The sequence below is a fragment of the Phormidium yuhuli AB48 genome (genome assembly GCF_023983615.1).
Classification (GTDB): domain Bacteria; phylum Cyanobacteriota; class Cyanobacteriia; order Cyanobacteriales; family Geitlerinemataceae; genus Sodalinema; species Sodalinema yuhuli.
The window spans coordinates 2,445,314-2,471,968 of the sequence record NZ_CP098611.1 but is presented as its reverse complement, the minus strand read 5'-3'; the positions used below and the strand labels follow the sequence as shown (position 1 = coordinate 2,471,968).

The 26,655-nt window shown below is 51.3% G+C and carries 24 protein-coding genes; 10 read left to right on the top strand and 14 right to left on the bottom strand.

From position 1 onward, the window contains the following. Nucleotides 1–39: 39 nt before the first annotated feature. The 4 genes from NEA10_RS10620 to NEA10_RS10605 all read right to left on the bottom strand — a co-directional run bounded on the left by NEA10_RS10620 (nucleotide 40) and on the right by NEA10_RS10605 (nucleotide 4,408). Entirely contained in the window at nucleotides 40–1,167 is a 1,128-nt protein-coding gene (locus NEA10_RS10620; protein ID WP_252659637.1) for a GGDEF domain-containing protein, read from the bottom strand. Between the two features lie 106 nt (nucleotides 1,168–1,273). Next, nucleotides 1,274–2,446, bottom strand: coding sequence for a GGDEF domain-containing protein (locus NEA10_RS10615; protein ID WP_252659635.1), 1,173 nt, complete (start codon nucleotides 2,444–2,446; stop codon nucleotides 1,274–1,276). Between the two features lie 66 nt (nucleotides 2,447–2,512). Further along, nucleotides 2,513–3,187 carry a DUF8619 family protein gene (locus tag NEA10_RS10610; protein ID WP_252659633.1) on the bottom strand — a complete coding sequence of 225 codons (675 nt, stop codon included), beginning with the start codon at nucleotides 3,185–3,187 and terminating at the stop codon, nucleotides 2,513–2,515. 24 nt (nucleotides 3,188–3,211) lie between these two features. After that, entirely contained in the window at nucleotides 3,212–4,408 is a 1,197-nt protein-coding gene (locus NEA10_RS10605; RefSeq protein WP_252659631.1) for an HhoA/HhoB/HtrA family serine endopeptidase, read from the bottom strand. A 290-nt stretch (nucleotides 4,409–4,698) separates the two neighbouring features. On the opposite strand from NEA10_RS10605, the gene NEA10_RS10600 reads away from it, so the two are divergent. Beyond that, complete coding sequence (locus NEA10_RS10600) at nucleotides 4,699–5,364, top strand: hypothetical protein (protein ID WP_252659628.1); 666 nt, start codon at nucleotides 4,699–4,701, stop codon at nucleotides 5,362–5,364. A gap of 196 nt (nucleotides 5,365–5,560) precedes the next feature. After that, nucleotides 5,561–6,355: an LmeA family phospholipid-binding protein gene (locus tag NEA10_RS10595; RefSeq protein ID WP_252659626.1), complete on the top strand. Its 795-nt coding sequence runs from the start codon at nucleotides 5,561–5,563 to the stop codon at nucleotides 6,353–6,355. Nucleotides 6,356–6,454: 99 nt separating this feature from the next. Here the strand turns inward: NEA10_RS10595 and hisC are convergent, their stop codons facing one another. Then, the gene (gene hisC / locus NEA10_RS10590) at nucleotides 6,455–7,507 is read right to left on the bottom strand and encodes a histidinol-phosphate transaminase (protein WP_252659624.1); all 1,053 of its coding nucleotides are present in this window, start codon (nucleotides 7,505–7,507) and stop codon (nucleotides 6,455–6,457) included. 120 nt (nucleotides 7,508–7,627) lie between these two features. Here hisC and NEA10_RS10585 point away from each other — a divergent pair, with 120 nt between their 5' ends. After that, on the top strand, nucleotides 7,628–8,434 hold the full coding sequence (locus tag NEA10_RS10585) for a sulfite exporter TauE/SafE family protein (protein ID WP_252659622.1): 807 nt from the start codon (nucleotides 7,628–7,630) through the stop codon (nucleotides 8,432–8,434). 124 nt (nucleotides 8,435–8,558) lie between these two features. Here NEA10_RS10585 and NEA10_RS20870 read toward each other — a convergent pair whose 3' ends face one another. From NEA10_RS20870 to NEA10_RS10575, 3 genes are all read right to left on the bottom strand, one after another. Then, nucleotides 8,559–8,687: a hypothetical protein gene (locus NEA10_RS20870; RefSeq protein WP_258719038.1), complete on the bottom strand. Its 129-nt coding sequence runs from the start codon at nucleotides 8,685–8,687 to the stop codon at nucleotides 8,559–8,561. A 153-nt stretch (nucleotides 8,688–8,840) separates the two neighbouring features. Next, nucleotides 8,841–10,184 carry an IS4 family transposase gene (locus NEA10_RS10580; protein ID WP_252659620.1) on the bottom strand — a complete coding sequence of 448 codons (1,344 nt, stop codon included), beginning with the start codon at nucleotides 10,182–10,184 and terminating at the stop codon, nucleotides 8,841–8,843. A gap of 379 nt (nucleotides 10,185–10,563) precedes the next feature. Then, the gene (locus tag NEA10_RS10575) at nucleotides 10,564–11,181 is read right to left on the bottom strand and encodes a chromophore lyase CpcT/CpeT (RefSeq protein ID WP_252659617.1); all 618 of its coding nucleotides are present in this window, start codon (nucleotides 11,179–11,181) and stop codon (nucleotides 10,564–10,566) included. 181 nt (nucleotides 11,182–11,362) lie between these two features. Between NEA10_RS10575 and NEA10_RS10570 the strand changes: the two genes are divergently transcribed. Continuing rightward, complete coding sequence (locus NEA10_RS10570) at nucleotides 11,363–12,058, top strand: M15 family metallopeptidase (protein ID WP_252659615.1); 696 nt, start codon at nucleotides 11,363–11,365, stop codon at nucleotides 12,056–12,058. On the opposite strand, the gene NEA10_RS10565 is transcribed toward NEA10_RS10570, so the two are convergent. Further along, complete coding sequence (locus NEA10_RS10565) at nucleotides 12,055–12,345, bottom strand: DUF2470 domain-containing protein (protein ID WP_252659613.1); 291 nt, start codon at nucleotides 12,343–12,345, stop codon at nucleotides 12,055–12,057. The genes NEA10_RS10570 and NEA10_RS10565 overlap by 4 nt on opposite strands. A 43-nt stretch (nucleotides 12,346–12,388) precedes the next feature. Between NEA10_RS10565 and NEA10_RS10560 the strand changes: the two genes are divergently transcribed. Together NEA10_RS10560 and cobM are read left to right on the top strand one after the other, a co-directional pair. Then, nucleotides 12,389–13,363, top strand: a complete 975-nt coding sequence (locus NEA10_RS10560) for a DMT family transporter (protein ID WP_252659611.1) — start codon at nucleotides 12,389–12,391, stop codon at nucleotides 13,361–13,363. Between the two features lie 446 nt (nucleotides 13,364–13,809). Then, nucleotides 13,810–14,598, top strand: coding sequence for a precorrin-4 C(11)-methyltransferase (gene cobM / locus NEA10_RS10555; RefSeq protein ID WP_252659609.1), 789 nt, complete (start codon nucleotides 13,810–13,812; stop codon nucleotides 14,596–14,598). A gap of 82 nt (nucleotides 14,599–14,680) precedes the next feature. On the opposite strand, the gene dnaA is transcribed toward cobM, so the two are convergent. From dnaA to NEA10_RS10530, 5 genes are all read right to left on the bottom strand, one after another. Beyond that, entirely contained in the window at nucleotides 14,681–16,027 is a 1,347-nt protein-coding gene (gene dnaA, locus NEA10_RS10550) for a chromosomal replication initiator protein DnaA (RefSeq protein WP_252665335.1), read from the bottom strand. A gap of 115 nt (nucleotides 16,028–16,142) precedes the next feature. Continuing rightward, nucleotides 16,143–16,688, bottom strand: coding sequence for a GIY-YIG nuclease family protein (locus NEA10_RS10545; RefSeq protein WP_252659599.1), 546 nt, complete (start codon nucleotides 16,686–16,688; stop codon nucleotides 16,143–16,145). Between the two features lie 54 nt (nucleotides 16,689–16,742). Next, nucleotides 16,743–17,072 carry a hypothetical protein gene (locus NEA10_RS10540; RefSeq protein ID WP_252659597.1) on the bottom strand — a complete coding sequence of 110 codons (330 nt, stop codon included), beginning with the start codon at nucleotides 17,070–17,072 and terminating at the stop codon, nucleotides 16,743–16,745. Between the two features lie 151 nt (nucleotides 17,073–17,223). Further along, nucleotides 17,224–17,994, bottom strand: a complete 771-nt coding sequence (locus NEA10_RS10535; protein WP_252659595.1) for a cobyrinic acid a,c-diamide synthase — start codon at nucleotides 17,992–17,994, stop codon at nucleotides 17,224–17,226. 166 nt (nucleotides 17,995–18,160) lie between these two features. Then, on the bottom strand, nucleotides 18,161–18,952 hold the full coding sequence (locus NEA10_RS10530; protein ID WP_252659594.1) for a C39 family peptidase: 792 nt from the start codon (nucleotides 18,950–18,952) through the stop codon (nucleotides 18,161–18,163). Between the two features lie 135 nt (nucleotides 18,953–19,087). Here NEA10_RS10530 and NEA10_RS10525 point away from each other — a divergent pair, with 135 nt between their 5' ends. The 4 genes from NEA10_RS10525 to NEA10_RS10510 are packed head-to-tail and all read left to right on the top strand — an operon-like array spanning nucleotide 19,088 to nucleotide 26,587. Beyond that, nucleotides 19,088–20,284, top strand: coding sequence for an NAD(P)/FAD-dependent oxidoreductase (locus NEA10_RS10525; RefSeq protein ID WP_252659593.1), 1,197 nt, complete (start codon nucleotides 19,088–19,090; stop codon nucleotides 20,282–20,284). A 41-nt stretch (nucleotides 20,285–20,325) separates the two neighbouring features. Continuing rightward, entirely contained in the window at nucleotides 20,326–21,042 is a 717-nt protein-coding gene (locus tag NEA10_RS10520) for an HAD-IA family hydrolase (RefSeq protein WP_252659591.1), read from the top strand. Between the two features lie 32 nt (nucleotides 21,043–21,074). After that, nucleotides 21,075–23,987, top strand: coding sequence for a beta strand repeat-containing protein (locus NEA10_RS10515; RefSeq protein WP_252659589.1), 2,913 nt, complete (start codon nucleotides 21,075–21,077; stop codon nucleotides 23,985–23,987). 50 nt (nucleotides 23,988–24,037) lie between these two features. Further along, complete coding sequence (locus NEA10_RS10510; protein WP_252659586.1) at nucleotides 24,038–26,587, top strand: CHAT domain-containing protein; 2,550 nt, start codon at nucleotides 24,038–24,040, stop codon at nucleotides 26,585–26,587. Nucleotides 26,588–26,655: the final 68 nt, after the last annotated feature.

Genomic DNA, 26,655 nt, shown 5'->3' with positions numbered 1-26,655 from the left:
GATTTCTCAATGAGATACCCATGGAGCGGTCACTCATGGTCAGGGGATGATCACGAATTCGGCTCGGTTGCGTCCGTTGCGTTTGGCTTGATAGAGAGCTATATCTGCCCGTTTAAGCAGTTCGTCTAAGTCAACTTGATGTCGTGGAGCTGTGACAACCCCTAAACTGAGGGTACAGCTTAGGGGTTGGAGGACATAATACACGTTTTGGGTTTCCACATTATATCGAAATAGCTCGGCGCGATCGCGAGCTTCACGGGCAGAACAATTAGGTAGAAAAATTATAAATTCTTCTCCTCCCCAGCGTCCTAATAGTTCTGGGAAGGTCAGTGCAGATTCGAGAACTCGTGCCACGTCTCGCAGCACCTGATCACCGGCATCGTGGCCATAGGTATCGTTGATTTTCTTAAAGTAATCAATATCGAGAAGAATTAGGGTTACGTCCGTTTGAGTTTTTCCGCCCAGGTATTTGTTGATACGGCGAGCTGTCGCACCTCGATTAAAGACCTGGGTTAAAAAATCCATTTCAGCAACTTCATGAAGTTCTGAATACATTCGTTGGCTGACCATCAGCACAAAAAATCCATTTCGCAGAAAATCAATGATAAACATCGATAGAAAAGTAAACGAATTGGCAAACGTTTGAGTAAAAATAGAGTGTGTTTGTCCATCTAAGAGTAAAATAAGACGCATTATTACAATCAAGGGAGTTGCTGCTAAAATGAAAGCAAGACTCAGAGATGTTACTCGGTAGTTAATAATTTTAGTGTCAAGAATATATTTGCAGCCAATCCCATACGCAAGGGCAATTGTTATTAAGATTGAAAAATTACGCCAAAAATAATCATCAAAATAATACACCAAATAAACTTGAGAAAACAGAAATAGCAAAAAACACCAAAGCCAGGCCCTATAATTTATTTTACGGCTCAAAAATTGCCCAATACCAATACTATGTAAAAGTATAGCGCTAACGAAGATTAAATTATTGACGAGACGGACTTCTAAGGGGAGAGAAAATATATTTCTTAACAAAAATCCCACAAAAGATAAGCAGGAAAATATATTCCCTAGAACGTAAATTGAAATTCCTTTATATTGATTGGCTGAATACCAAAGACTGACTAAAACAATGGATTGCAATAATGATGAGACGGAAGTCATCATTATCATTGTATCAATATTCAAGAAATTCATTGATACTTAGTAGTGCATATAGATATTTTGTTGAATTTAGTCAAGGCTAAGTTGGGTCTCTAGAACTTCTTCAGAGTTAAGAAACAACACTGTACTCAACACGGTTTCGTCCATTCTCCTTAGCTTGATAGAGGGCTAAATCAGCCTGTTTAATCAATTTATCAAGATTCATTGACCTTGAGTTGGCAGTGACCACTCCCAGGCTCACCCTACAGTGTAACTGATGATCGGGTGTTGTCCCATAGAGAATTTCCGTTTTTTCCACGATACGGCGCATGGATTCAGCGCGATCGCCCACCTCAGAGGCGGAACAGCGAGATAAAACAATCAAAAACTCTTCTCCTCCCCAGCGACCGATCAAGTCCCAAGGCTGCAATTGAGACTTAAGTAATTCAACGATCGTTTTAAGCGTTAGATCCCCTACGTCATGACCATAGGTGTCATTGATTTTTTTAAAGTGGTCAATATCTAACAAAATTAAGCTTAAAGGATATATTTTTTGACGTTTTAGGAGCATTTCAAGCCGAGCTATCAATGCTCCTCGATTAAAAACTTGACTCAAAAAATCAATTTCCGAAATCTCTTTAAGTTCAGAGTACATCCGCTGACTAACCATTAAAACAAAAAAACTATTCCGAAGCAAATCAATGAAAAACAAAATTAACCAACTAAAATTATTAGCCAAAGAGGCATCAATAGCCCTCGTTGATTCACCATCTAAAAGCAATAAACCTCTAATCAAAGAAAATAAAATATCAACCCCAAAAACAGCCAGCATCAAACGAGAAGTCAGTAAAAATCCGTGGGTTTTAGCTTGTATAACTGATTTTATTAAAATCAAAGAAATTCCTACATTTATTAGAAGCAATCCTATATTTCTTGCTATATAATTACCGTCAAAAAATATGTAATAATATTGTATAAATACAAGAGGAGCGAGGGTTAAACCCCAGAGATCCAAGTTCGTCCTTTTACCCAGGAACTCACGAACAGAAAGGGCTATGAGTACCTTTGAAACAATCAGTAATAGATTACCCAAAAACTGAAGAATTTCCGAGTCTCCAGTTAAGGGAGAAAGTGCAACTCCCATTCCTAGGGCATAGGCGATCGCCGCTAACATATAGATAGAAATCCCTTTATACTGATTGGCTACCAGGTCGAGAGCAATCAGTACACCAGCTTGTAAAAACGACGAGACCACGATCATGATCAGCATCGTTTGCGGGTCCAGGGAAAGGAGGGAAACCATAGATAAATGAGGGTAGGCACTTGCTACCCGTTATAACCAAATCTAGACTGTTTTAACAATATCGAGTTAACGGCGACGGCTTGGGGGAGGAGTGCGGCGACGATTGCCTCGACCGAGTTGTTGGCTGACGTCTTTAAAGGCTTCCCGTTGTAACCAAGGATAATCACTCACCCAAATTTGGCGATTGGGAATATATAAATCTGAGAGTTTGGCGATGCGACGTAAATCTCGATCCTCGGACATGACTAACAAATGCACCGTCTGTCCCGGTGAAATAAATTGATGTTGACGGCGTAGGGGAACTTGAACCTGGGCAAAAAAGCCTCGCTCATCTCCCAGTTCCAAGTTCAAACGACGTTCACGATTCTCCACTAACACCAGTTCTCCTTTGGCGTTGGCCGTTTCTTCAGTGCCGATGACCTCTTCAGTGACGTAAACATCGAGAATCTCTCCCTGCCAAAAGCCGCTGTAGGGGTAACGTCGATAGTTAGCATTGCGGAAACTGGCTTTGGCCACGGGACTCCAGAGCCAATAGAGTCCTACAACAATCCCCAAAAATAAACTCAATCCCTGGCTGTGGAGGATGAAACTCAACAGCCAGACGAGAAGTATCCCCATCAGGGAGAAGAGAACTTGCTTGATGACATTTTGCCAGTTCCCCCAATAGTAGGCATATTGAGAGGCGGTAGCAGTCAGGGGAATTAGGGTTTCAAAGCGTTCTCGGGTGATGGGGATGAGCATAGTTAGCAGGGGGAACGTTAGGACTTAACGAGCGTCGGCTTGGAGTTCTCCGGTTCGGACTCGCAGAGACAGAGTACGATCGCCGCGAAGCACTTGCAACCGTAACACTTGACCGACCCGACTATTCTCAACTATCCGTTGTAGGCCTTCGGCGTTCCTGACAGCTTGTCCGTCGATTTGGGTAATCACGTCCCCCTGTCGCAGTCCAGCCTCTTCAGCGGGACTCGCAGCTAAGACACGCATCACGAGAACTCCATCCCGTTCTGGTAGATTGAAACCAGCATTGGGATCGCGGTTGTTCTCCCGGGCAATCTCGGGGGTGAGGCTGAGCATTTGGATGCCGATGAAGGGATGGGCAATGCTTTCTCCTCGGGCCAGGCGATCGCTGACGGCTTTAACGGTGTTGATGGGAATGGCAAAGCCAATCCCGTTTGCATCGGCCCGGATGGCAGTGTTCACGCCAATGACTTCGCCGCGATCGTTGAGGAGAGGACCGCCTGAGTTTCCGGGGTTGATAGCGGCGTCAGTTTGGATAAAGTCGAGGCGTTTGTCGGGAATCCCCACTTGGGCACTGGAGCGATTGAGGGTGCTGACAATGCCGAGGGTAACGGTGTTATCCAGGCCGAGGGGGTTGCCGACGGCGATCGCCCAATCTCCCACTTGCACTCGCTCACTGTCTCCAAGGGGGGCAACGGGAAGCTGGTTACCATCCGTATCAACTTTAATCACGGCTAAGTCAGTGACGGTATCCACACCGGTGACGCGGCCCTCAAAATCCCGACCATCTTTGAGACGGACGGTGACGCGATCAGCCCGATTGACCACGTGAGCGTTAGTGAGGATGGTGCCGCTACCATCGACGATAAAGCCGGATCCTTGTCCCCGCTGAAGTTGTTGACGAGGGCCAGGATTAGGGAACATCTCACCGCCAAAAAACCGTTCAAAGAAGGGATCGTTTAAGAAGGGATCTAAGTTACGGGTAACGACACGCTCGGTATCAATGCGGACCACGGAGGGACCCACTCGATTGACGGCGGCGGTGACGAAATTACCGCCATTGGGGGAGGAGTTCGGGGAGGCTTGGCTCAGTTGCGGGATACTGGACCCCGTTAGGGCGATCGCCGCTGGGGTTGGACCCAGTAACAGGGTCAGGAGTATCACTAGACTGAGAAGTTTGGCCATCCACTGTTGGATAAACTGTTGTACTGAAAGTCGTCCCATAAGAATTCACGTCAAGAGTCGCGCTAAACGGTGGATTGGTGGATCAGAGGCGTTAGGGGCTGTTTCTCCACTGGCTCAGCCCTCCTGGGGCCTGGATCGCTTTGGGCGATGATGACCCATTCTCCGTTCTATTTTGACAGTTTTTCTTGACAATTGAGGGGGGATTGAGCCAGATTCAGGTGTGGATTTCCCGGTCAAATTGGGCTGATATCTGTCAGACTAGGGAGTGATATGGCGATCGCCTCGATTGCTGTTGAGGATAGGTTGGTGTTCTGAGGTTAGAGAGTCTGATGAGACATAACTCGGGTCAAGTAGCTAGGCTATTGAGACTGATGACGGGTCTAGGGATAGGATTGTTGACGGTGTTCCCTGTTGTCTTGAACTTGACCGGTTCTGATTCCTGGGCTGACGAGGGATATCAAGATCAGGAAGAGGCTGAGGAGATCGAGGATCTGGCCGATATTGAACCAACGATTCCTGAGGGTTGGCAGGATTTAGAACATCGTGAGTTAGGCTTTGCGGTGAATTTACCCCCAGGTCGTCTCCGGGAGAGTGTACAACCAATTGAAACCAGTTTAGGAACCCTGGAGATGTACATGATTGGCTTGGAGGATAATGAGCGGGTGTATGGGGTGATCGTGGCTGACTTTCCTGATTTTTTTGAGGTGATTCCTCGGGAAATTCGCTTTGATGGAGCTATTTCTGGCATCTTAACCAATGTCCGTCAGCGGTTGGTGCGCGATCGTCAGGTCGCCCTATCGGGACATCCGGGACGCATCCTCTTATATGAGGGTGAGGATGGTTGGGTGTATCAACATCATATCTATTGGGTGGGGACTCGTCTCTATCAAACCATCGCCGCTGTTCCCGCTCGCCTCCCACAACGACAACGGGCGGAGTTTTTTGAGACGGCGAAACCCTTTTTTCAATCGTTTGCCTTGACAGATGCAAGATAGTATGTTACGAGATTCAGGAAAAACGACTTTAACCCAGTAAAGTATCCCTAGGGAAAGAGTACAGCAGGAGAATGACCCCAAGGTGGAGATCGCCCTTGGGGGGTTACCTCTGTCTATCAGAGGATTGCCGACCCCTTCATATTTTGTTACAAAGAGGGTAGTTGCCTCTAGGACATGCGGACACGCATTGCTTGATATGTTTGGGAGTTTGATCGGAAATCCAACAGCGCAGGGCACGGATTGGGGCGAACAGATGCTCAATACCGTGGCCAGTCGCTCCATTGCCCAGCTTTTCAGCCAAAGTGAGTCCGTGGATGTACAGATTCGCTGCTCACCGTCGAGTAAACTGCTGCAAGGGAGTATTGATAGTTTCAAAATGGATGGCCGGGGCCTCCTCATCCGCCGCCGTTTCCCGGTGAAGGAGATGTCGTTTGAGACCGATCGCGTCTCGATTGATTTTAGTTCGGTCTTGAGTGGTGGGTTAACGCTGAAACAGCCCACTCAGGCGATCGCCGAGGTTGTGTTGACGGAAGCGGGCATTAATCAGGCGTTTGAGGCCGATTTGGTGACCCAACGGCTGGAAAACCTGCAATTGCCAGGTTTGGAGTCTCTCACTGGGGGGAAACCCGTGTCGTTTACTGGGGTGCGGGTGCAACTGAAGCCGGGAAATCGCATTCAGTTGCTGGCCCTGGCTAAGATAGGCGATCGCCCTGAGATTCCCATTGTCTTGACCACGACGGTGGAAATTGAACGCCGTCGCCGCATTCAGTTTACAAACCCTGAATTTGTGGATGAGTCGGTTCCTGAGGAGATTCGTCAGGAAAGTCAACAACTGAGTCAGGCTCTTCTAGATGCCCTCAATGGCATGGTGGATTTGGATCGCTTCAACCTCGATGGTGTGAAGCTACGCCTCAATCGCATGGAGACTCGTCAGGATACGTTGAGGTTTAATGGCTATGCGGAGATTAGTCATTTTCCTAGGCAGGGCTAGGGGAAAGGGTCACCACAGAGGCACAGAGGACACAGAGGAAGAGGAGGAGAGGGGAAGGGGTAGGGGGAATCTACCCTGGGCTATGGGGGGGTCTCTCCTCTAAATTAGGTCGATGAGGGCTTCGATGAGGGTTTGGTTTTGTTCGTCGGTTCCGACGGTGATGCGTAGTTGTTTCTCTAGGCCGGAATGGTTGAAATAACGGACTAGAATCCCTCGGGCTTTGAGGCCTAGATATATCTCTTCGGCATTCTCTCGCGGCGGGGTGACGAGTAGGAAGTTGGTTTGGGAGGGGGGAACTTTAAACCCGAGTTTCTGTAGTTCCTGACTCAGATGCTGCCGGGAGTGTTTGACTCGTTCGGCACATTGGTTTTTGTAGGTTTGGTCCGCCATGGCAGCGGCCCCCATGAGGGCGGCGATCGCGTCGATGTTATAACTGTCTTTGACTTTGAAGAGTCCACTCAAGAGTTTTGGCTGGGCGATGCCAAAGCCGAGGCGTAAGCCGGCGAGGGAGTAGCCTTTGGAGAGGGTTCGCGTCACCATGACGTTCTCAAACTCCCTCACCAGGGGGAGGGCGGTGTCATTGGCAAAGTCGATATAGGCTTCATCTATGACTAAGACTCCTGATAACCCGGCGGCGAGGCGACGCAAGTCGTCGTTGCTGACGAGATGGCCGGAGGGACTGTTGGGGGAGGCGATGAAGGTGACGGCCCCCTGGGCGTTGAGAAGGGCGTCGAGGGGGAGTTGATAGTTCTCGCCGTAGGGAATTTCTAGGACGGTGGCGGGTTGGATGGCGGCGAGGGTTTTGTAGAGAACGTAGGTGGGGGTAGGGTAAACGACTTGGCGGTGGTCTCCTTCGCCACAGGCCCGGATGAGTAGGTTCAGGATTTCATCACTGCCATTGCCCACGATAATCCAGTCTAGGGGAATTTCTAGGGCTTGGGCGATCGCTTCACGGAAGGTGTTGGCGTAGGGATGGGGATAGCGTCGCAGCAACTCCCCGTCAAGGTTCCGCAACACCGCCATGGCTTCTGGGGAGGGCGGATAGGGGTTTTCGTTGGTGTTGAGTTTGAGGATGCGGGTTCCGGGTTTGGGCTGTTCCCCTGGGATGTATCCCTCCATGGCATCCACGGCGGGGCGAAAGTAGCTGCTCATCAATGTTGATATGGATAGCGATCGCCCTTATTTTATCAATGTGGGGGGGCTTCGGGTTAGTTCTGAACAGTTTTTGAGGCTAAATTAAGGCTGAATACAGAGATATGGCTGATCTCAGATATGGGGGTTAAACGATCGGTGATTCAAGATGTGAAGGCGTTCGGTTGGGGCGCTCTGGTGGCGATCGCAGGGGGCTTGATTGGGGTCGGAGGGGCGGAGTTTCGGATTCCGGTGTTAGTGAATGTGTTTCACTATCGTCCTTTGCCGATGGTGATTATCAATCTGGTGATTAGCTTGGTGACGGTGACCTTTTCTCTCATTTTTCGCCGGGGGGTGATTCCCTTGGAAATGGTCATCGGTCATTGGGGAATTATTGTGAATTTGCTCTGTGGTTCTTTGTTGGGGTCTTATCTTGGGGTTCACTATGCAACGGCGGTCAATGAACGGGTGTTACGCCGAGTGATTGTGGTCTTCTTAATTATTTTGAGTTTTGTGCTTTTGGGCCACAATGTTATTTTGGGGTTCAGGGATTGGCTGATTCCTCGGGGACTGCAAATTGGGATCGGGGTTCTGGCGGGATTGGTGATTGGTCTGTTTAGTAGTCTTTTGGGAGTGGCGGGGGGGGAATTGCTTATTCCGACGATTACGATTCTGTTTGCGGTGGATATTCGCTTGGCTGGCAGTTTGAGTTTAGTGATTAGTTTTTTGACGATTCTGATGGGACTTTGGAAATATTATAATAAGGGAAGGTTTGGGGTAATTGGTCATCAGAGGCGGTTTATTGGTTTTATGGCGCTTGGTTCGGCAATTGGGGCGGGGATTGGGGGCTATTTATTGCGGTATGTTACCAGTGATTGGATTTATATTATTTTGGGGCTGTTGTTGTTGGGATCGGCGTTGAAGTTAAGTCGGGAGACGGGAGATTGAGGGGAGAACCCACCCCGCCCTGACGGGCACCCCTCCCTGGAGGGGAGAACCCACCCCGCCCTGACGGGCACCCCTCCCTGGAGGGGAGAACCCACCCCGCCCTGACGGGCACCCCTCCCTGGAGCTAATCTTGTAGGGGTTTATCAGGTCGAGTGAAAATCTTGAGCCAAACCGTCACTTGAGGGGGCGATTGACTAGCCAGACCACTAGCCCGACCCAAGATTAACCCAACTTTACGCCAAATCCGAGCCACGGCTGTGACTTTCCCGGATGAGGGAGCCCACGGTAAGACATTATACAGAAGGTCGGGTTCAAGATTGGGGAACTCGACCGGGTTGAGACTCTTAAAAGCGACCGAGACCAGAGCGGTCGTTGGCACAAAACCTGTGTCAAGTCCAGAAGACCTCTAGCTCTCAACCCCGGAAGACCCCAGAGAAGCTAGCTTCATAAAGAAAAAGCGGTCCAGAGCCGTGGCCAGCACTTTCACTCCCGGAAAGGGTTGTTTTTTCGACGGGGCAAAGCCAATCAGTTTAGTTAAGGCTAAGACGGCCTGACCAAGAGAAACGATTTTTTGAGAGGAGACCTTCTCTAACAAGGTCACCTCCTCCGAATCAAACACCACCTGGGCACATTGTTCAGGATTTTCCCGAATCCCATGAGTCAGGGCCAGTAGCTGCCAGGCGACCACTGAATAAAAGCTCAAGGCGTTGACTAGGGTATGGATATCATCAAACTGTAATTTTTCCACATTCAAGGCTCCGGACTTGAGAGTGTAATGAAAGCGTTCGACTTGCCATCTGAGGGCATAAAAGCGGGTTACCCGTATCACCTGCTCTCGGGTCTCAATTGGCAGACTGGTCAATAAATACCAAGTAGCCGCTTCTTGGGTAGGGGACAGCTCTTCCTGGGTTTTCACGTCGACACAACGGATTTCCTCGGCGACGACCAAGGATAAACCTTGCGTTTTATGCTTTCTGGGACTTAACTTTTTCTCCGGATAAACGTTGACCGCCCCAGCTCTTAAGCGAAGAGTCACCTCCACTTCTCGGTTTTGACGCTCAATCCGTATCCGTTCATAGCCAAAGTCTTCCAACTCCTCGGGAATCTCGGCGAGTTTAGCCACCACTTGGCTCGAGGCGACTTCCAAGTTTCGCTGTTGATACACCCGGACGATGAATTCGACATTGTCTTCTCGGGGAGCTTTGAACAGGTCAAACACGTCTCCTTCTCGGTCTTCGACTGAGACAAAGCACTTGCTCGATTGCCTCGCTTGCTCATTGATGGCATCTAGCCCCTTGAGCCATTTACAGCTTTCTTTTTCTCCTTCGGCTAGATTCAGTCCCCCCTTTCGAGTCCAATATTGTTGTCCTAACAGTCCTAAGGGCAGACCGGACTCGTTCACCAGGAGGACATTGTGTTGTATGACTCCTCTGACTTTTCCTTGGATTACCCCTAGCCCCGACATCTCCTTGTGTCCTGAGTAGTTGTAATAGGTGGTGTCTTGGGCGGCAATCACATAGTCCCCTTCTGTGGCTGAGGCTCGTTCCCTTGTCGCTTCGATATGTCTCGATAGCATCACATCTTGGGTCATTTGCTTATGGGAGAACAGACGGGCAACGGTTTGGCGAAAACTGTTACCCATACATTGAGAGAATGATAAGTTGGGTTTGCTACAGGCCAGGCTATAGGCTTTCTCTAGACTTCTTTGAACTTGGGGTCGGAATAGTCCTTGGCTGCTGAACTCGCTCATCGGGGGCTTCTCTCAACTTGGCTCGGTCACCTATTTATCTTGTCAAATTGGCGCGACGGTCAGCAACCCCCTTCTCTTTTTCCCGAGCACCCCCCGGCGAGGGCTTGCTGCTGCCATGACCAGTCTGCCCCTGAAGCTTTCGCGTCAGCTCTGCCCCTAAGATAGGCAGAGCTGACTTGAGAGGGTCCCCTTGTTCTCTTTCTCTCCGGCTACTGCTGCTGCCCCTCCATCGCCCCTGACCGGGGCGACTTGACTCAAGACTTTCACTGGGTTTCACAAACCCCTACAAGATTAGCCCTGGAGGGGAGAACCCACCCCGCCCTGACGGGCACCCCTCCCTGGAGGGGAGAAACCGGGTGCTGCTTGGGTTAGAGGTGGGTTAGAGGGGAGATGTACCTAAATTGGCCCAAGTCTCGGGTAAGGGGATCTGTTCTTGTTTGCGATATTCATAAGCCCCCATGAGTGCGCCCCAAAGTCCTTTCCCGCTGTCTGGATCGACGCCGCGATCGCGACTGTACAGACAGTCTGGAGTTACGTCAAAGCCGAGTTCCACTTGACGGGTTTTCCCTTGATAGTCGAAGCAACATCTCGCACCCTCGGGAGGCGTGGCGATAAAACGGTCGGCCCCTTGGATTACCTGCAAGCAACAGCCGGGAAGTTCTAGGAAATCTTCCGATTGCAGGGAGTTCAGCCGTTGGGGGTCCCTGGCGGCCCCGGCGATGGCTTGGGGATGACGAAAAGCTCGATAGATAATCTGGAGCGGGGCTTCTGGGGGCTGGGAAAGCAACATTAATCGTTGGCGATAGGGCTGTTCTGGCTTCAGGAGCGGGGCTTGTTCGACAAAAATGGCATAATTGCCATCAATCTGTTGCGAGAGGGGATATTGCCAGACACGGGTGGGGACAAACCAGGTTGGGTTATCCTGAGCTTGCTGGTGATTGTCAAAGATACCGGCTAAGGCTTGCCCTAGGGGTTTTAAGAGAGAGGCGGAGAACATCAGCAGGATGGGAACAACGTTACGGTTAACCCCGAATTGACAAAAGACAATCTGGGGTGAGATGATACAGCGAAAAGCTATTTGTTAGTAGAATACCTCAAAAATTAAGCGGACTCAAATCAAATAATCTATTCGTTTATCGCTCCTCAAAACTCAAGCGCCTATCCATTTCAAATCTGTCATGAAACCTTATCAAAGCATACCGATTCAGGAGTGCGGTGAACGCCTAGTTCCTATCCCCGATGGCTTGTTTTCCTTGGAGTCGCCCCACCCCTATCGGGAATTAGGAGCCCCTTATGGCGATCGCAGTCCCTTTTGTTTACGGGAAAGTGTTTTAGAACGGCTGTTTAACGCCCAAGAAATTCTCCAACGTCATTATCCCGGCTGGCGGTTGCGAATTTTCGATGCCTTTCGTCCCGTGGACGTGCAACAATTTATGGTGGATCAGGCTCTTACGGATCTGGCAGAAAAACAAGGTTTAAATCCTCGTCGCTTGTCGGAGGAAAAACGGCAGGAGATTCTGGCAGACGTTTATGAGTTTTGGGCACTTCCGAGTCAGGACCCCAACGATCCACCCCCCCATGCGACGGGAGGGGCGGTGGATGTTACCTTGGTCAATGCCACGAATCAGGTGGTGAATATGGGATCGCCGATTGATGAAATTTCCCCGCGATCGCACCCCAAGTATTTTGCTGAGGCGCAAACGAAGCTGGAACAAGAGTATCATGCTCACCGAGAACTGCTGGCGGGGGTGATGACGGAAGCGGGGTTAGCCCAACATCCTCAGGAATGGTGGCATTTCTGCTACGGTGAGCGGATGTGGGCCTGGCTAACGGGGCAGGAGATGGCGATTTATGGCTTACCGGAGGGATGTTAAGCGGGTTTGGCGCCGGAACGGGCCTGTTTGACCATGGCAATTAGGGTCTGATGGGCATCTTCGGAATCTTGCAGTTGATGATCGAAGAGAATACGGAGATTGAGGGTTTCGCCCTTGGCTTGAACGCTTAAGTCCATCCCTTCGGGGTCAATGGCTAGCATTTCGGCGGCTTCCGCATCTTGGCGATCGCCGTAGACTTGGGCGTAGGCGAGGACGGCGTTGGCGTGGTCGTCGTTCATGTGTTTACAAATGCGATCGCTGACGGTGGGAGTAATGGGGTCACTCATGGCACGATTTTTAGGTTCGCTAAACAATGTCTTTCTAGCTTAAATGGCATTTTCCAATCAAGACAAGCCATCTCCTCTCGGGCCTCCAGGTACAGGGGGACGGCCCTCCACCTGGCGCGTCGTCCTGATTTTAGTCGTGGGGGTGTTGGCGGTGTCGACGGGGGCGATTTGGGTGCGTTTGGCCTTGGGGTTACTGGGGGGGAGTGGGGACCTGGCGGTCACTCTGGTGATGGCGGCGGCGCGGTTGACAGTGGCGGCGTTGCTTCTATCAGGAAACTGGCGTCGCATTCCCCGTCAGGCGACTCGACGACAATTTGCGGGGGCGGCGTTGTCGGGGCTGTTTCTGGCCCTGCATTTCGCCGCCTGGATTAGTTCTCTGTCCTATACCTCCATCGCCGCCTCAACTACCTTGGTGACGACAACTCCCTTATGGGTGGCCCTAATCTCTTGGTTGGCCTTGGGGGAACGCCTGTCTCTGAGGACTTGCTTGGGAATGGCGATCGCCCTGGGGGGAGGAGGCTTGATTGCATCGGGAGAGATGGAGAACGCCGTTGCGGGGAGTCAGCCTCTGTTGGGTAATGGTTTGGCGTTGCTGGGGGCTTGGATTATCAGTTTGCATCTGCTGTTGGGGCGCAAGGTTCAGCAGGAGGGGCTAGGGTTGACCCCCTATATCACCATTACGTATACCGTGGCAGCGTTGCTGTTACTGCCCCTTCCCTGGCTACTTGGGGGCGGTTATGGGGGCTATCCCCCCCTATTTTATGGCTATTTGTTGTTGATGGGGCTATTGCCCCAGTTGTTGGGACATACCAGCCTCAACTGGGCCTTACGTTGGCTATCGCCCACTTGGGTCACGTTGGCAGTGTTGTTGGAACCGGTGGCGGCCAGTGGCTTAGGATTTTTAGTGTTTGCTGAAGTTCCAGGATTAGAAGTTTTGCTGGGGGGATTGGTGGTTTTGACTGGAGTGGCGATCGCCGTTTTGGGGGGCCGTGAGACTGGGGGCGATCGGGATCAGTGAGAACGTTGATGACGATCGCATTTCTGGCCTATGGCGATCGCAACAATCCTGATAAAAACCGTCATCCTAGTAGTAAGGGACATAGATAGATTAACAGGCGATCCCCATGACTCAAAATTCCATGGATCATTCCAACCCTAACCCCCCGACGCCCAATGACCCCAAGCGTTGTGCTTATGAAATCTACCAGCAAGAGTCTCGACAAGTATTAAAGTCTGTGACGAATATTCTTGCCGTGGATCTCATGTGGTCGCTGGTGGGTTTAAAATCATGACTGGAGGCTGTTTCGATGGTCAAAGAACCCAGATGCAAAGGCATTAATAAAATTTTATAAAGAGAGAGGGGACACGTAAGTTTCCCTCTCTCTTTTTACACATAACCTCAGAAAGTTACAAAAATTTGTTACAATAGAGCGTGCTGCTGTTATCCCAACCGGGGCTTTTTTTATGGCAATCTTGTCCCCTGTTACTATCATTGGTGCTGGTCCTGGAGATCCTGAACTCATTACCGTACGGGGACAGCAACGGTTGGCCCAGGCCGACGTAGTGTTCTACGCGGGTTCCCTGGTTCCTCCGGCGATGTTACAGCATTGTCATCCCGATAGTGAACGCATTGACACCCGAGGAGATACCTTAGAGGTTTGGGTGTTTCGTTTGCTAGAAGAAGTCCAAGCGGGGAAAACGGTAGTGCGACTGCAAGATGGTGACCCCAGTCTCTACGGTGCGGTTCACGAATTGCTGGTCTATCTCATTAAGGAGAAGATTCCCTTTGAAATTGTTCCTGGAGTCAGTGCGTTTCAAGCGGCGGCGGCCCGCTTAAAAACAGAGTTGACGGTTCCCAATCTCGTGCAAACCATTATCCTCACCCGCACCCAAGGACGTACCCAGGTTCCCCATCGTGAGGATTTAGCCAGTTTAGCTCGTCATCAGGCCTCTCTCTGTCTATATCTCAGCGCGGGTCAGATTCACAAGGCCCAAGAGCAACTTTTACAACATTATTCTCCCCAGACGCCGATGGCGTTGTGTTATCGCTTGGGTTGGGAGGATGAGTTAGTTGAGTTGGGGACTGTGGCTGAGATGGTGAGGATGACGGAACAGTTCGGCTTAAAACGGACAGTGTTATATGTGGTGAGTCCGGCGTTAGGGGCAACGGCTGAGGGGCGATCGCGGTTGTATGATGGTCAACATCATCATCTGTTTCGTCCTCAGTCATCCCCCATGCCCCCGGACCAGTAATGTAGATAGGGCAAGAACTATCCTGCTTGTTTTGAACTCTACCGCAACCCCCTCTGAGATCAACCCGACTTCTGGATTCTCCTCAATGACTGGCTAAATTGATCCGATCGCCCAGTTGTAGTAACAATTGTGCTAGCTGGGGGTCATTCTCCCGTCGTTGTGCTACCTTATCGCAACTATATAACACCGTCGTATGGTCTTTTCCCCCAAACACTTCGCCAATCTTCGGTAAACTTAAATCCGTATGTTGACGCATTAGATACATCGCCACCTGACGCGCTTGGGAAATTTCTCGCCGCCGCGATGACCCTTTTAAATCCTCCACTGAAATCCCCATCACGTCCGCCACAACTCGCATCACCACCGGTGGCGATGCATCCACCTTCTCAGTGTGAGACGTGAGAACGGGTGCGAGATTTTTTACGGTCATCGGTAAACCGGAAATAGAAATATACGCAACAGCTCGAATTAATGCCCCCTCCAATTCTCGAATATTTGACGTATAACGGGACGCAATATATTCGATCGCCTCCCGGGGAAGTCGCATATTTTCATATTCAGCTTTTTTTTGTAAAATTGCCATGCGGGTTTCCAAATCGGGGGGCTGAATATCAGCAATTAACCCCATGGAAAAGCGAGAACAGAGTCGTTCCTGAAGTTGGGGAATTTGGTGCGGCGGGCGATCGCTCGCAATGACAATTTGCTTTCCGACCTCATGCAACGCATTAAAGGTATAGAAAAACTCCTCCTGGGTGTATTCTTTCCCTTCAATAAACTGAATATCATCCACTAGCAACACATCCGCCGTTCGGTAATGATTGCGAAATGCCTGCATCTGGTCCTGACGAATCGCCGTGATTAAATCATTGGTAAACCGCTCTGTTGACACATAAAATACTCGCGACTGTCGGTCAATTTCTAAACGATAATGACCAATCGCTTGCATTAAATGAGTCTTCCCTAACCCCACTCCCCCACATAAAAATAAGGGATTAAACTCTCGCCCTGGATATTCCGCCACCGCCAACGCCGCTGCATGAGCCATACGATTATTTGACCCCACCACAAAGCGAGAAAACACATTTTTATGGTTCAGTTCTGGTGGTTTAGTCTGTGATTTGGGTTCTGGAGACATCACCTGAGGTGACCAACTTAGCTGCTGTTCCTCCACATCTCCCGTGCGATCGCTACAGAGTTCAATGGTCACGTCATCCCCCAAAATCTCACGAACAACCTCAGTAATCGTCATCAAATAATGCTTTTGCAGCCAATTTAATGCAAAGGGATTGGGGGCCCGCAATAGTAAGCGATTTCCTTGCCAAGACTCAACCCGCGCCGTCTGAATCCAAGTCTCAAAAGTCGGTTGACTCAGTTGTCCCTGCAACCGTTCCAAAACCTGATTCCATAGGTCTTCTAAGGATATATTCACCGAAATGCCTCCTTTCATCGGGTTATAGATAGGGGTGTAAAAGCTAGGAAATTTTGATGCAACCTGATTTAAAATACAACTCTAAATTAGATGAACGGAACCTAACTCATTAGGATTATTTTAATTCCAAAAGACCCTGTTGTTTTAACTTAGGATTAAAGCGAAAAGACTCCGTTACACCTCGGGCCGCCAATCGTTCTAAGAGATTTTCCTGAATCCGCCGAGCCGCTTGTTTAACCCATTTTGTCTTTTTCCCTTCATCCAACGCCTCGGAAAACCCCTGTCGTTCTTCCTCAGTCATTAAAGGCTTAACATCAATCGATTGTGTCCATTCCGCCTCAGCTTCCCCATTTCCAGGAGGAACAACTCCATTTTCCCGTAACCAATGTTGACGGATATCTTCTAGGACTTGGCGACTGGGACGAGTAATGGTTTGGACTTTAAAACTGTAACACTGTTCGGGTTTGCGGATTAAATGTTGGCGTAAACTCACACTCACATTACGAGAATATCCTACAAATTGGAGAATCTCCTGGTCATCAAAGATGGCATAAATTCCCACCTGACCCACTAAGAAATTATCAGCAACCGACCCATCAGAATTGAGGTAAGGATGACGTTCAAGGTTTTGAAGGCTGGGAAGTTCAGAAGGAGTTGACATTTTTCTTGTTTTAGTAAATAGTAGCTAGGTTTTTAAGACATCAATTCTGGAGCATTACCCCATTTCACAACGATGATAAATGGCGCAGAGACGACTCGGCTTAAAGATTTTAGCTTGAGCCATAAAGTTGGGAGGAACGTTAATAATACAATACTCCTCTGACTCATGATAGACCTCAAACTCTTGAGCCATTCCTTTCGGAGTTGCTGTACTATAGGGTACAGGCTGAAATAATTTTCCCGTAAATTCTAACTGGGTGCAACTTAACTGTTGACAAATTTGCTCTAAGAATGCAGGCTGGGTTAACAAATCGGATAAAATTTGCTGTGCCTCAGGTTGCAGTTGAAAGCTGCCGTCAAAATTTTCAATAATTTTTAAAGACATTTAACAATAGAGTTGCAAAAAACTATTACCAAACACCTGCAACCGTCGCAGGTGAGAACCGAACCTCCCCATTCTAACCTGAACCCAAAAGGATATCAAGCCCGGCCTACAGCCAACTGACCCAACACTCTCCCCAGGAGCTGACGATGCTCTAATTTCCTAAAATATCCTCCGCTTCTGGCGTATAAATATATTCATAATTAAATTGCAGATAATTAGGATGACGAATCACGGAAAATCCAAACTCCGTCACCGTTTCTGCTCGAAAGGTGACCATTACTAACTCCATGAGTTTTTTTCGAGATATTTGAGGAGTTTGCACATAGTAATCTCGTTTTGCAAAAAACTTTTTCTTGTCTTTGGGCACCACGATTCCATTGATTTGGTGAGCAAAGCGAATGGGTTTAACATATTTATTGAGAAATTCATCTTGATTTCGTTGCAATCGGTAGAGTCGTTCTTGCTGAATCCAACTCATTGTAAACATCATTTTCAGCAACTCAAACCCTAAGGTATAGTTAAAGGCATTATTACTTTCTTCTGAGCTGCCAATGAGCCGAACGGCAACTTCTAAATACTGTTCAGGCTGTCGCTGCATATCTTGAGCACAGTGAATATAAAATTGACGAATATAGCCCCGTAGGAGACTTTCACTGAGATTAGTATCAATCCGGAATTGTTTGAGGTAGTATTTAACTTTTTGACGAGTATCTCGATCTTCAATGAGTCGAGAAACGAGACCATCCGCCGTATATTCATCTAGAAACTCTGCTTGTACTTCTGAAGGAGCCGCACAGAGAATATGGCAGAGGGAGAGAACATAGCGGCGTTCATTCCAATGCAGTTGTTCCGCCCAATCTCGGGCTTGGGGAGGCAGCTGTGCAAAAATACTATGAGGATCTGTGGAATTAGGAGAAAACATAGACTCTACTCTAACCGTGCAATGATAGGGCGATCGCCTCTAACCTTAATGTCAAGCACTATGAGATGTCTGAGTTTCCAGATCCCACCCTCTGAAGCCTAAAGCCAGGAAGCCTAAAGCCAGATGGATTGATAGGAACCCTTCACAGAGGGGGATAGGGAGATAGCTACTTCGAGATGAAGTGAACCCAGAAATCCCCATCCGGCTTACAGGTTTCACGAATCATACGGTAGGAATAGCGTTGATACTTCCCAGATAAGTCCGTACGATAGCCCGTTGAAAACCATTCCCCATAGGGATCATGAACAAAAAACTGTTCCCGCTCCTCGTCATAGCCCACAAACACGACAATATGACCATAGGAGGTGAAATAGCCATGCACAATCACGGGCTTCAAGTTAGCAAGCCAATCCTTAACCTGATCAAAGGTGGCATTGGTCTGGAACTCATCCTGACAGCCATAGTCTCTGACAATTTTAGCTAAGTCATAGGGGTTATGACGACTGAGATTATTATTGAGGGCATAGCGGTAGAGTTCATCCTCTAATGTTCGTGCATCCGTGCGTTGAGGAATGCCAAAATACTTCAAGCACATGGCCACCGCCGTCACATTAGAGAAGCCCGTAGGACTCTCAAAACTGTCTAACTGAGACAGGTAAGGACAATCTAGTTGAATAATCCGGGGTCGAGGCTTGGGGTAAAGACGAGACATCCCCGCCTCTTGGGGAGCTTGTCCAAGAACTTCCACATGGTCTCCGAAGGCGTACCAAGTATCGAGGCCCGCTAGAGCATCATCCTTAAACGTCACCCGCAGATGATTCCGCTCCTGAGCAAAGGTGTCAATGGGAAACTCGCGATCGCGGTTAATGGAGACTTTCTCACGCTCCGGTAACTCCGTGGACTCAATCGGACGCTGCTTAAACACTGTATTCGTCAGGGTACGCAGAACGAGAGACATGGCAGCTACCTCAAGACATCAAGAATAAGACAGGAACACCCGCGACCTCGCCAATTCCGGAAAGGGGGAGAAGTTAGCTAAGCTATTAGGGAAGGTATCACGTTCTGACCCCCCCTCGCTAGATCCAAGCTAATCATGACCGACGCTCAAAATCGCATCTGTATTCTCGGTGGTGGCTTTGGTGGACTCTACACCGCCCTCAAACTCGCTCAATTCCCCTGGGAAAGCTCCATGCAACCCGAGATTCTCCTCATCGATCGCAGCGACCGGTTTGTCTTTGCCCCCCTCCTCTACGAACTGGTCACCGATGAACTGCAAAGTTGGGAAATTGCCCCCCCCTTTGTTGAACTCCTGGCCAACACCTCGATTCAATTTCGTCAAGCTGACGTCGAAGATATCAATCCCGAAACCCAGCAGGTGTCTCTGGTCGGGGGCGATCGCCTCAACACCGATCGCCTCGTCCTCGCCCTAGGGGGCGAAACTCCCCTCAACGACATCCCCGGTGTCGCCGACCATGCCATCCCCTTTCGGACCGTTAGCGATGCCTACCAAGTCCGGCAACGGCTGCAAAATCTAGAAGCCAGTGATGCCGACAAAATCCGCATTGCCATCGTGGGTGGGGGCTATAGCGGCGTAGAAATTGCCTGTAAACTGGCCGATCGCCTCGGCAATCGGGGTCGTATCCGCATTGTCGAACGCAACGATACCGTCCTACGCCACTCCCCCGAATTTAACCGCAACGCGGGTCAACGGGCCCTGAGCGATCGCGGCATCTGGACCGACTTAGAAACTGACGTCGTCTCCCTCAGCGAAAACAGCATTTCCCTACGCTACCGAGGGCAAATCGACGAAATCCCCGTTGACCTTGTCCTCTGGACCGTCGGCACCCAAGTCGCCCCCGTCGTCAAGAAGCTCCCAGTCCCCCGGGGCGATCGCGGCAAAATCCAGGTCAACAGCCACCTGCAAGTTATCGATCATCCCCATATCTTCGCCCTAGGAGATCTCGCCGACCTTCACGATGCCGAAGGACAAACCATACCCGCCACGGCCCAAGCCGCCTTCCAACAAGCCGACTACACCGCCTGGAACCTCTGGGCCTCCCTCACCCACCGTCCCCTCCTCCCCTTCCGCTATCAGAACCTGGGAGAAATGATGACCCTGGGGATTGATAACGCCACCCTCTCCGGCTTAGGCCTCAGTTTAGACGGTCCCCTGGCACATATTGCCCGCCGCCTGATTTACCTCTACCGCCTCCCCACCCTGGAACATCAGGTCAAAGTCGGGTTCAACTGGATGCTCGATCCCTTGCGGGCCTTCCTCACTCCGCAGTAAAGTCTTAGAGGTTGTCTGTCCTCAGTAGTGAGAGATTCGAGTTGGCACAACCCCATCAAACCCAACAGCTCCCCCTGACCCTATCCCAGGAGGGTCTTGACCCACCGCAGGTCATCTTCCTCGATGCTGTGGGCACTCTCTTTGGCGTTCGCGGCAGCGTCGGTGAGGTTTACCGGGACTTTACCCGACAACAGACCGGCATAGAACTGGATGCCGAAGCTACCAACACGGCGTTTTATGAGGCCTTCGACGCCGCTCCCCCGGCAGAATTTCCTGAGCTGATCACCCAAAAAAAACCCGGGTCATTCCTACTCGAACAGGAATTTAACTGGTGGCTAGCCATCGCCCAGGACACCTTCAGTCGTCTCGGCGTCTTAGTGCAATTCCCCGACTTTCAGAACTTCTTTGAACATTTGTTCGCCTACTTCGCCACTGCCGACCCTTGGATCATTTACCCCGACGTGCGACCGACCCTTCGCCATTGGCGGCAACAGGGAATAGAATTGGGTATCGTCTCCAACTTTGACTCACGGCTTTACACCGTTGTCGACTCCCTGGACTTGGCCCAATTCTTCACCTCTGTGACCATCTCCACCCGAGTCGGGGCTGCCAAACCGAACCCCCAAGTCTGGTACAGCGCCTTAGCCGCCCATAACTGTCCCCCGGAAGCAGCCTGGCATATCGGTGACAGTTACCGAGAGGATGTGGAAGGAGCGATCGCTGCCGGATTGCGAGGAATCTGGTTAAATCGTCCCTAATCAATCCCTCACAGAGGTAGATTTAGAAAACCATGAGAGTATCCCCCCAGACTGACAAACCAACGGCCGTCACCAGCTGCTCCGTAACCCTGCTGGTCTTGGGGTTCCTCAGTCTGGCAGTGACCTCCCCAGTACTCGGCCAGATTATCCCAGACAGCAGCCTCCCCGAAAACTCTCGGGTGCTTGAGGAGAATAGCCGCTTGACCATTGAAGGGGGAACCCTCGCAGGGCAAAACCTCTTCCATAGCTTTCAGGAGTTTAGCCTGCCTGCCGGTTGGCAAGCTCACTTTAACAACCCCACCATCGTTGAACGGATTATCACCCGTGTCACCGGCGAGAACCTCTCGCAAATTGACGGCCTGCTCTCCGCTAACCCCCAAGCCAGTCTCATTTTCCTCAATCCCAACGGTATCCGGTTCGGCGAAACTGCCCAACTGCAACTGGGTGGCTCCTTTATCGCCAGTACAGCTGACCGTCTGCTGTTCGCGGATGGGAGCTACTATGATGCTCGCGTTCCGGACGCTTCTGCCTCTCTCCTCACCGTCAATGCTCCCATTGGCCTGCAATTTGGCAACAATCCCGCTCCCATCCACAATCAATCCCGAGCCGCCAGTGCCCTAATTCCGAGTCTCGATGCCCCCCTCCCTCTCCCTGAACGCCCGGGCCTCACTGTGGCCCCAGGACGAACCCTAGGTCTGTTTGCTGGGGAGTTACAGCTTCCTGGGGGCAACCTCAGTAGCTTTGGGGGTCAAATCCTCTTGGGAACCGTCGGCGACCAAAGCACCCTCACCTGGAGCGAGTCCAGCTCAGGACTCCGGCTTAACTACGACCAAGCCCGAGCCGGGGGACCGCTACATCTATCTCAAGGCGCTGCGGTCAGCAGTAGTGGCTTAGGAGGGGGGGCTATTGACCTCTATGGCGATCGCATTCAACTCGAAGCTGGGGCAAGCCTACGGGCCGATACCTTTGGCCCCATAGATGGCCAAGGGATTAACGTACAGGCCCAAGAAATCCAGATGAGCGATCGCGCCTTTATCTCCAGTTCCAGCTTTGCCTCCGGGGCGGGGGGACCGATTACCCTTAGGGGCGATCGCATCCAAATCCTGGGAACTCAGCCAGGCCGAATTCTCGCCCAACTCCTCGACGAAACCTTTAACCCCAGCCAACTTCAAGATGGGATATATACCCTTAGTCTAGGAAGGGGTATGGGGGGGACCGTCAGCCTAACCGGGGGTGAGATTGACATTCGCGAAGGTGCAGCCGTCCTAACCAGCGCCCTCAATCAAGGGCCTGGGGGCAATATCCAACTGAACGCCCAAGAGTTTCGTTTAGCCGATCGCGCCATACTCCTAAGCGGAACCACAGCCGCCGGCCGCGCGGGGGATATTCGCCTCGTCGTCGATCACCTGCGGCTTGAGAATGGCGGCATTGTCAGTACCGCCTCCAGTGCCAGCGGCACTGCTGATAGTGGCAATCTTGACGTTATCGCCGATCGCATCACCATGGAGAGAACCCCAGCCGGAGCCATTCTCCCCGGTGGACTCTTCACCTCCACCCTCGGACGGGGCAATGCCGGTAACCTTTCTATTGAAACCCGAGTGTTAGAGGCTCGGGGCGGAATGCAGGTTTCAGCAGCCTCCAGTAGCGCTGGACAAGGAGGCAGTCTACAGATTCGCGCCCGGGAATCCATTGACTTAGGCCAACCCAGTGATGACCAAGTTTGGCTCAGCGGCGTTTTTACAACCTCCTCCTTATTTGAAGTAGCAGGACAACAGGGAACCGCTGGAGCGGGCTCCCTAGAAATTGAAACTCAACGGTTACGGCTGAGTGACGGGTCGCGCATCTCCGCCGCTACTGCCGGGGAAGGAGCCGCTGGAAGTCTAACCATTCAAGCGAGTGAGTCCATCGACATTTCTGGAGAAATCATCTCGGCGTTTGGCCGACGGGAACCTAGCGCCCTGTTTGCTGAATCCCGGGGCGCGGGGGAAGCGGGCAACCTGCGCATCATGACCCCCTTCTTGCGAGTTAGCAATGGGGGAGAAATTGCCGTCCGTGGTCGAGGAACTGGGGCGGCTGGTAATTTAGACGTTATTGCCGATCGCATTGACGTTATCAATAATGCTGAAATCGGGGCCTCAACCGTAGATGGAGCGGGAGGAAATCTCCGTCTGGACTTCCGGGAGTTACAGTTGGGCAATCAGGCTCAACTCTCGGTGAGTTCTCAGGGTCTGGGGAATGCCGGGGATATGGAACTGCAAGGAGAACGGTTAACCTTAACGGGGGGGCAGATTGCCGCTACCAGTGTTTTAGGGCAGGGGGGTAACCTCAACCTAACCGTGCAAGATGTGGCGATTTTACGGGGGGGGAGTAGCCTTTCAACTCGGGCGGGGACAGCCGCCACCGCTGGCGGCGATGGGGGCAATATTAACTTGGATTTGGGGGCGATCGCCCTCCTAGAAGAGAGTGGTATTGATGCCAATGCTTTTCAAGGGTCGGGGGGGAATATCCAAATCGTCACTCAGGGTCTGTTCTTGGGAGGCAACAGCCAAATTACCGCCAGTTCCGAGTTGGGTCTGGATGGAACCGTCAGCATCCAAACCCCCGATGCGGAAGCGGGAACGGGGTTAGTGGAATTAACTGAGCGTCCCCTTGATCCAGCCACTCAAATTGCCTCGGGTTGTGCCGCCAGTGATAGTAATACTTTTATGGTCACGGGACGGGGGGGACTGCCAGAGCAACCCAGTGATAGCTTACGAGGGACTTATAGCGGTTGGGGCGATCATCGGGATTGGCGATCGCTCGAGACGACCTCCCCCTCTTCCCTGACTCCTGAGCTAGAATCAGGGTCTAATCTGCTTGAAGCAACAACTTGGGTGTATCGCCTCGATGGAACAGTCGTCTTAGTCGCCCCTCACTCAGTTCATCTCGGCCAAGGCTGCGGTTAAACGGCAGAAGTTCCCGTCACCCCCATTCCCTTCATTTTCTTAAACTCGTCATGATACGTTTCCGGTTCCCCCGTCCCTGGGTAGGTTTGGCTCTAAGCCTTTACGTCCTGCTGGGCTTTACCCTGGCCCTGGGTGGGTCTCAAGGGTGGGACTCCGCTACCGCTAGCCCCCCGCCAACCCTCGCCCAAAGTGCTCCCCTCGCTCAAGAACAGCAGGGGCGATCGCTCCTCAATGACGGTCAATTTCAAGCAGCGGCGGAGCAGTTTGCGACAGCAGCCGCTGGTTTTGCCCGTCAGGGCGATCGCCTCGGACAAGCCGGTAGCCTTACCTATCAAGCCTTAGCTCTCTATGAACTGGGACAGGTATTACCGGCACAAACAGTTCTCGATCAGGCTTTAGACTATCTGGATGGCCAGCCCCAAGGCCAAGCCATCCAAGCCCAAGCTCGCATCACTCAGGGGCGGATTCAACTGGCCCGGGGGGATGCCCAAGGGGCCCTGGAGACGTGGGAGCGGGCTGCTGAACTCTATCGCCATCAGGGCGATCGCTTAGGAGAACTCGGTGCCCTCAATAATCAGGCCATTGCCCTACAAAGTTTAGGCCTCTATCGACGCTCACAGCAGCACCTGCAACGGGTCGCCGACCAACTCGATGATCTCAATCATCCCCCCTTACAGGTGTCCGCCCTCACCGATTTAGCCATTGCCCAGCAGGTGGTGGGGAATCTACAGGAGTCTCAGCAGGTGTTACGCCGAGCGATCGACATCGCTCAACGGGACGGGTTACCCCAACAGAGTTTAATCTTTCGAGCTTTGGCGGATAGTTATCGTGCCCTTGGGGACACGGATGCTGCCCTTGAGGCTTATGAGCAGGCCATCACCCGTGCCACCACTCCCCTAGACACCATTACCGCCAGCTTGGAACAGGCCAGTTTGCAACGCCAGGCCGGTTTTCCTGAAGCCGCCCGTGAACGCTTGGAGACAATCCAAGTTCAACTGAACGCCCTCCCCGCCAGTCGTCCTGGAGTCTATGCTCGCGTCAACTTTGCCGAAACAGCATCCCATCTCTGGACTGCCTCTGAACGTCGTGAGTTAACGAGCATTTTGGCCATCGCCATTGAGCAAGCCCGAGACTTAGAGGATGGCCGAGCTGAAGCCCTGGCCCTCGGGCAATTGGCGCGGCTCTATCAACAACAAGGACAAATCGTTGAGGCGATCGCCCTCACTCAACAGGCTCTGGAAATTGCTAGTCCTCTAGCTAACAGCACCGATATCATGGCCCGTTGGCAAGGACAACTCGGACAGTTATACGAACAACAGGGCCAGCGAGACTTAGCGATTCTAGCCTATAGCAATGCCGTCACTGCCCTCAATGAACTGGGTCAAGATCTCGTCGCCATTAACCCAGAAGTTCGTCTATCCTTCCAAGAAACTGTCGAACCCATCTATCGCAATCTCGTTAGTTTGTTGTTGCAGGGCGACCCCACTCAAGCTCAACTGAAGCAAGCCCGAGAAACAATCGAAGCTCTGCAAGTGGCAGAATTGGAAAACTTTTTCCGAGAAGCCTGTTTAGAAGCCCGTCCCATGCAACTCGAAGCCGTGGATGCCAAAGCGGCGGCCCTGTATCCAATTATTCTCCGCGATCGCCTAGAGGTGATTTTCGGCTTACCTGGGGAACCTCTACGCCATTACAGCACCCCCCTGGGGGAAGAGGAATTACGGGAAACCCTCAACCGCTTTCGTCAATCCCTGAGTTTGTCCTTTTCCCGTAGTGAACAACTGCAACTGTATCAACAACTCTACGATTGGTTAATCCGCCCCGTCGCCGCCGACTTGCAACGGGCCCAAACCGAAACCCTAGTCTTTGTCTTGGATGGGCAATTACGCAACCTGCCTATGGCCGTATTACATGACGGCCACCATTATCTCATTGAGGACTATAGCTTAGCGATCGCCCCGAGCCTACAACTCCTAGAACCCCAACCCCTAGATAACCGCCGCCTGCAAGCTGTCGTAGCAGGGTTGAGTGAGTCTCGCGCGGGCTTTACCGCCCTCCCGGGAGTCGAAACTGAACTCAACCGAATTCGCAGCACCATTAACGCCGATGTGCGCCTTAATGAGTCCTTCACCATCGAAGCCACCCGTAATGCCCTGCGTCGTGCCGATAGTCCCGTCCTCCACCTGGCCACCCATGGTCAATTTAGCTCCAATGCTGAAGATACCTTCATTCTCACCTGGGATGGTCAACTCAATGTCAACGAACTCGGACAACTCCTGCAACGCCGAGATGAACAGCGATTTGGCGCCTTAGAACTTCTGGTCTTGAGTGCCTGTCAGACCGCCATGGGGGATGATCGCGCCCTCTTGGGACTCGCCGGACTCGCTGTCCGCAGTGGGGCCCGCTCCACCATTGCCACCCTCTGGGCCGTCCGTGACGAGGCTACCGCTGACCTGATGGCCGAGTTCTACCAGCAACTGGCCCAGCCGGGTATGAGCAAAGCCAAAGCCTTACAACAAGCCCAGCTCTACTTACTGCATCAGTCCGAGTATCAGCGTCCCTTCTTCTGGGCCCCCTTTGTCTTAGTGGGCAATTGGCTATAAAGGATTTCCCCTCAAGTTTAGGAAGTTTCATCTCAGCTTTAAGAAATTTTCACACTTGAGCCCCAAGT

Bases quoted from the DNA above. Each gene is read 5' to 3' on its own strand.
- NEA10_RS10620 (WP_252659637.1), bottom strand. From the start codon at position 1,167: ATGATGACTTCCGTCTCATCATTATTGCAATCCATTGTTTTAGTCAGT.
- NEA10_RS10615 (WP_252659635.1), bottom strand. From the start codon at position 2,446: ATGGTTTCCCTCCTTTCCCTGGACCCGCAAACGATGCTGATCATGATC.
- NEA10_RS10610 (WP_252659633.1), bottom strand. From the start codon at position 3,187: ATGCTCATCCCCATCACCCGAGAACGCTTTGAAACCCTAATTCCCCTG.
- NEA10_RS10605 (WP_252659631.1), bottom strand. From the start codon at position 4,408: ATGGGACGACTTTCAGTACAACAGTTTATCCAACAGTGGATGGCCAAA.
- NEA10_RS10600 (WP_252659628.1), top strand. From the start codon at position 4,699: ATGAGACATAACTCGGGTCAAGTAGCTAGGCTATTGAGACTGATGACG.
- NEA10_RS10595 (WP_252659626.1), top strand. From the start codon at position 5,561: ATGTTTGGGAGTTTGATCGGAAATCCAACAGCGCAGGGCACGGATTGG.
- hisC (WP_252659624.1), bottom strand. From the start codon at position 7,507: ATGAGCAGCTACTTTCGCCCCGCCGTGGATGCCATGGAGGGATACATC.
- NEA10_RS10585 (WP_252659622.1), top strand. From the start codon at position 7,628: ATGGGGGTTAAACGATCGGTGATTCAAGATGTGAAGGCGTTCGGTTGG.
- NEA10_RS10580 (WP_252659620.1), bottom strand. From the start codon at position 10,184: ATGAGCGAGTTCAGCAGCCAAGGACTATTCCGACCCCAAGTTCAAAGA.
- NEA10_RS10575 (WP_252659617.1), bottom strand. From the start codon at position 11,181: ATGTTCTCCGCCTCTCTCTTAAAACCCCTAGGGCAAGCCTTAGCCGGT.
- NEA10_RS10570 (WP_252659615.1), top strand. From the start codon at position 11,363: ATGAAACCTTATCAAAGCATACCGATTCAGGAGTGCGGTGAACGCCTA.
- NEA10_RS10565 (WP_252659613.1), bottom strand. From the start codon at position 12,345: ATGAGTGACCCCATTACTCCCACCGTCAGCGATCGCATTTGTAAACAC.
- NEA10_RS10560 (WP_252659611.1), top strand. From the start codon at position 12,389: ATGGCATTTTCCAATCAAGACAAGCCATCTCCTCTCGGGCCTCCAGGT.
- cobM (WP_252659609.1), top strand. From the start codon at position 13,810: ATGGCAATCTTGTCCCCTGTTACTATCATTGGTGCTGGTCCTGGAGAT.
- NEA10_RS10545 (WP_252659599.1), bottom strand. From the start codon at position 16,688: ATGTCAACTCCTTCTGAACTTCCCAGCCTTCAAAACCTTGAACGTCAT.
- NEA10_RS10540 (WP_252659597.1), bottom strand. From the start codon at position 17,072: ATGTCTTTAAAAATTATTGAAAATTTTGACGGCAGCTTTCAACTGCAA.
- NEA10_RS10535 (WP_252659595.1), bottom strand. From the start codon at position 17,994: ATGTTTTCTCCTAATTCCACAGATCCTCATAGTATTTTTGCACAGCTG.
- NEA10_RS10530 (WP_252659594.1), bottom strand. From the start codon at position 18,952: ATGTCTCTCGTTCTGCGTACCCTGACGAATACAGTGTTTAAGCAGCGT.
- NEA10_RS10525 (WP_252659593.1), top strand. From the start codon at position 19,088: ATGACCGACGCTCAAAATCGCATCTGTATTCTCGGTGGTGGCTTTGGT.
- NEA10_RS10515 (WP_252659589.1), top strand. From the start codon at position 21,075: ATGAGAGTATCCCCCCAGACTGACAAACCAACGGCCGTCACCAGCTGC.
- NEA10_RS10510 (WP_252659586.1), top strand. From the start codon at position 24,038: ATGATACGTTTCCGGTTCCCCCGTCCCTGGGTAGGTTTGGCTCTAAGC.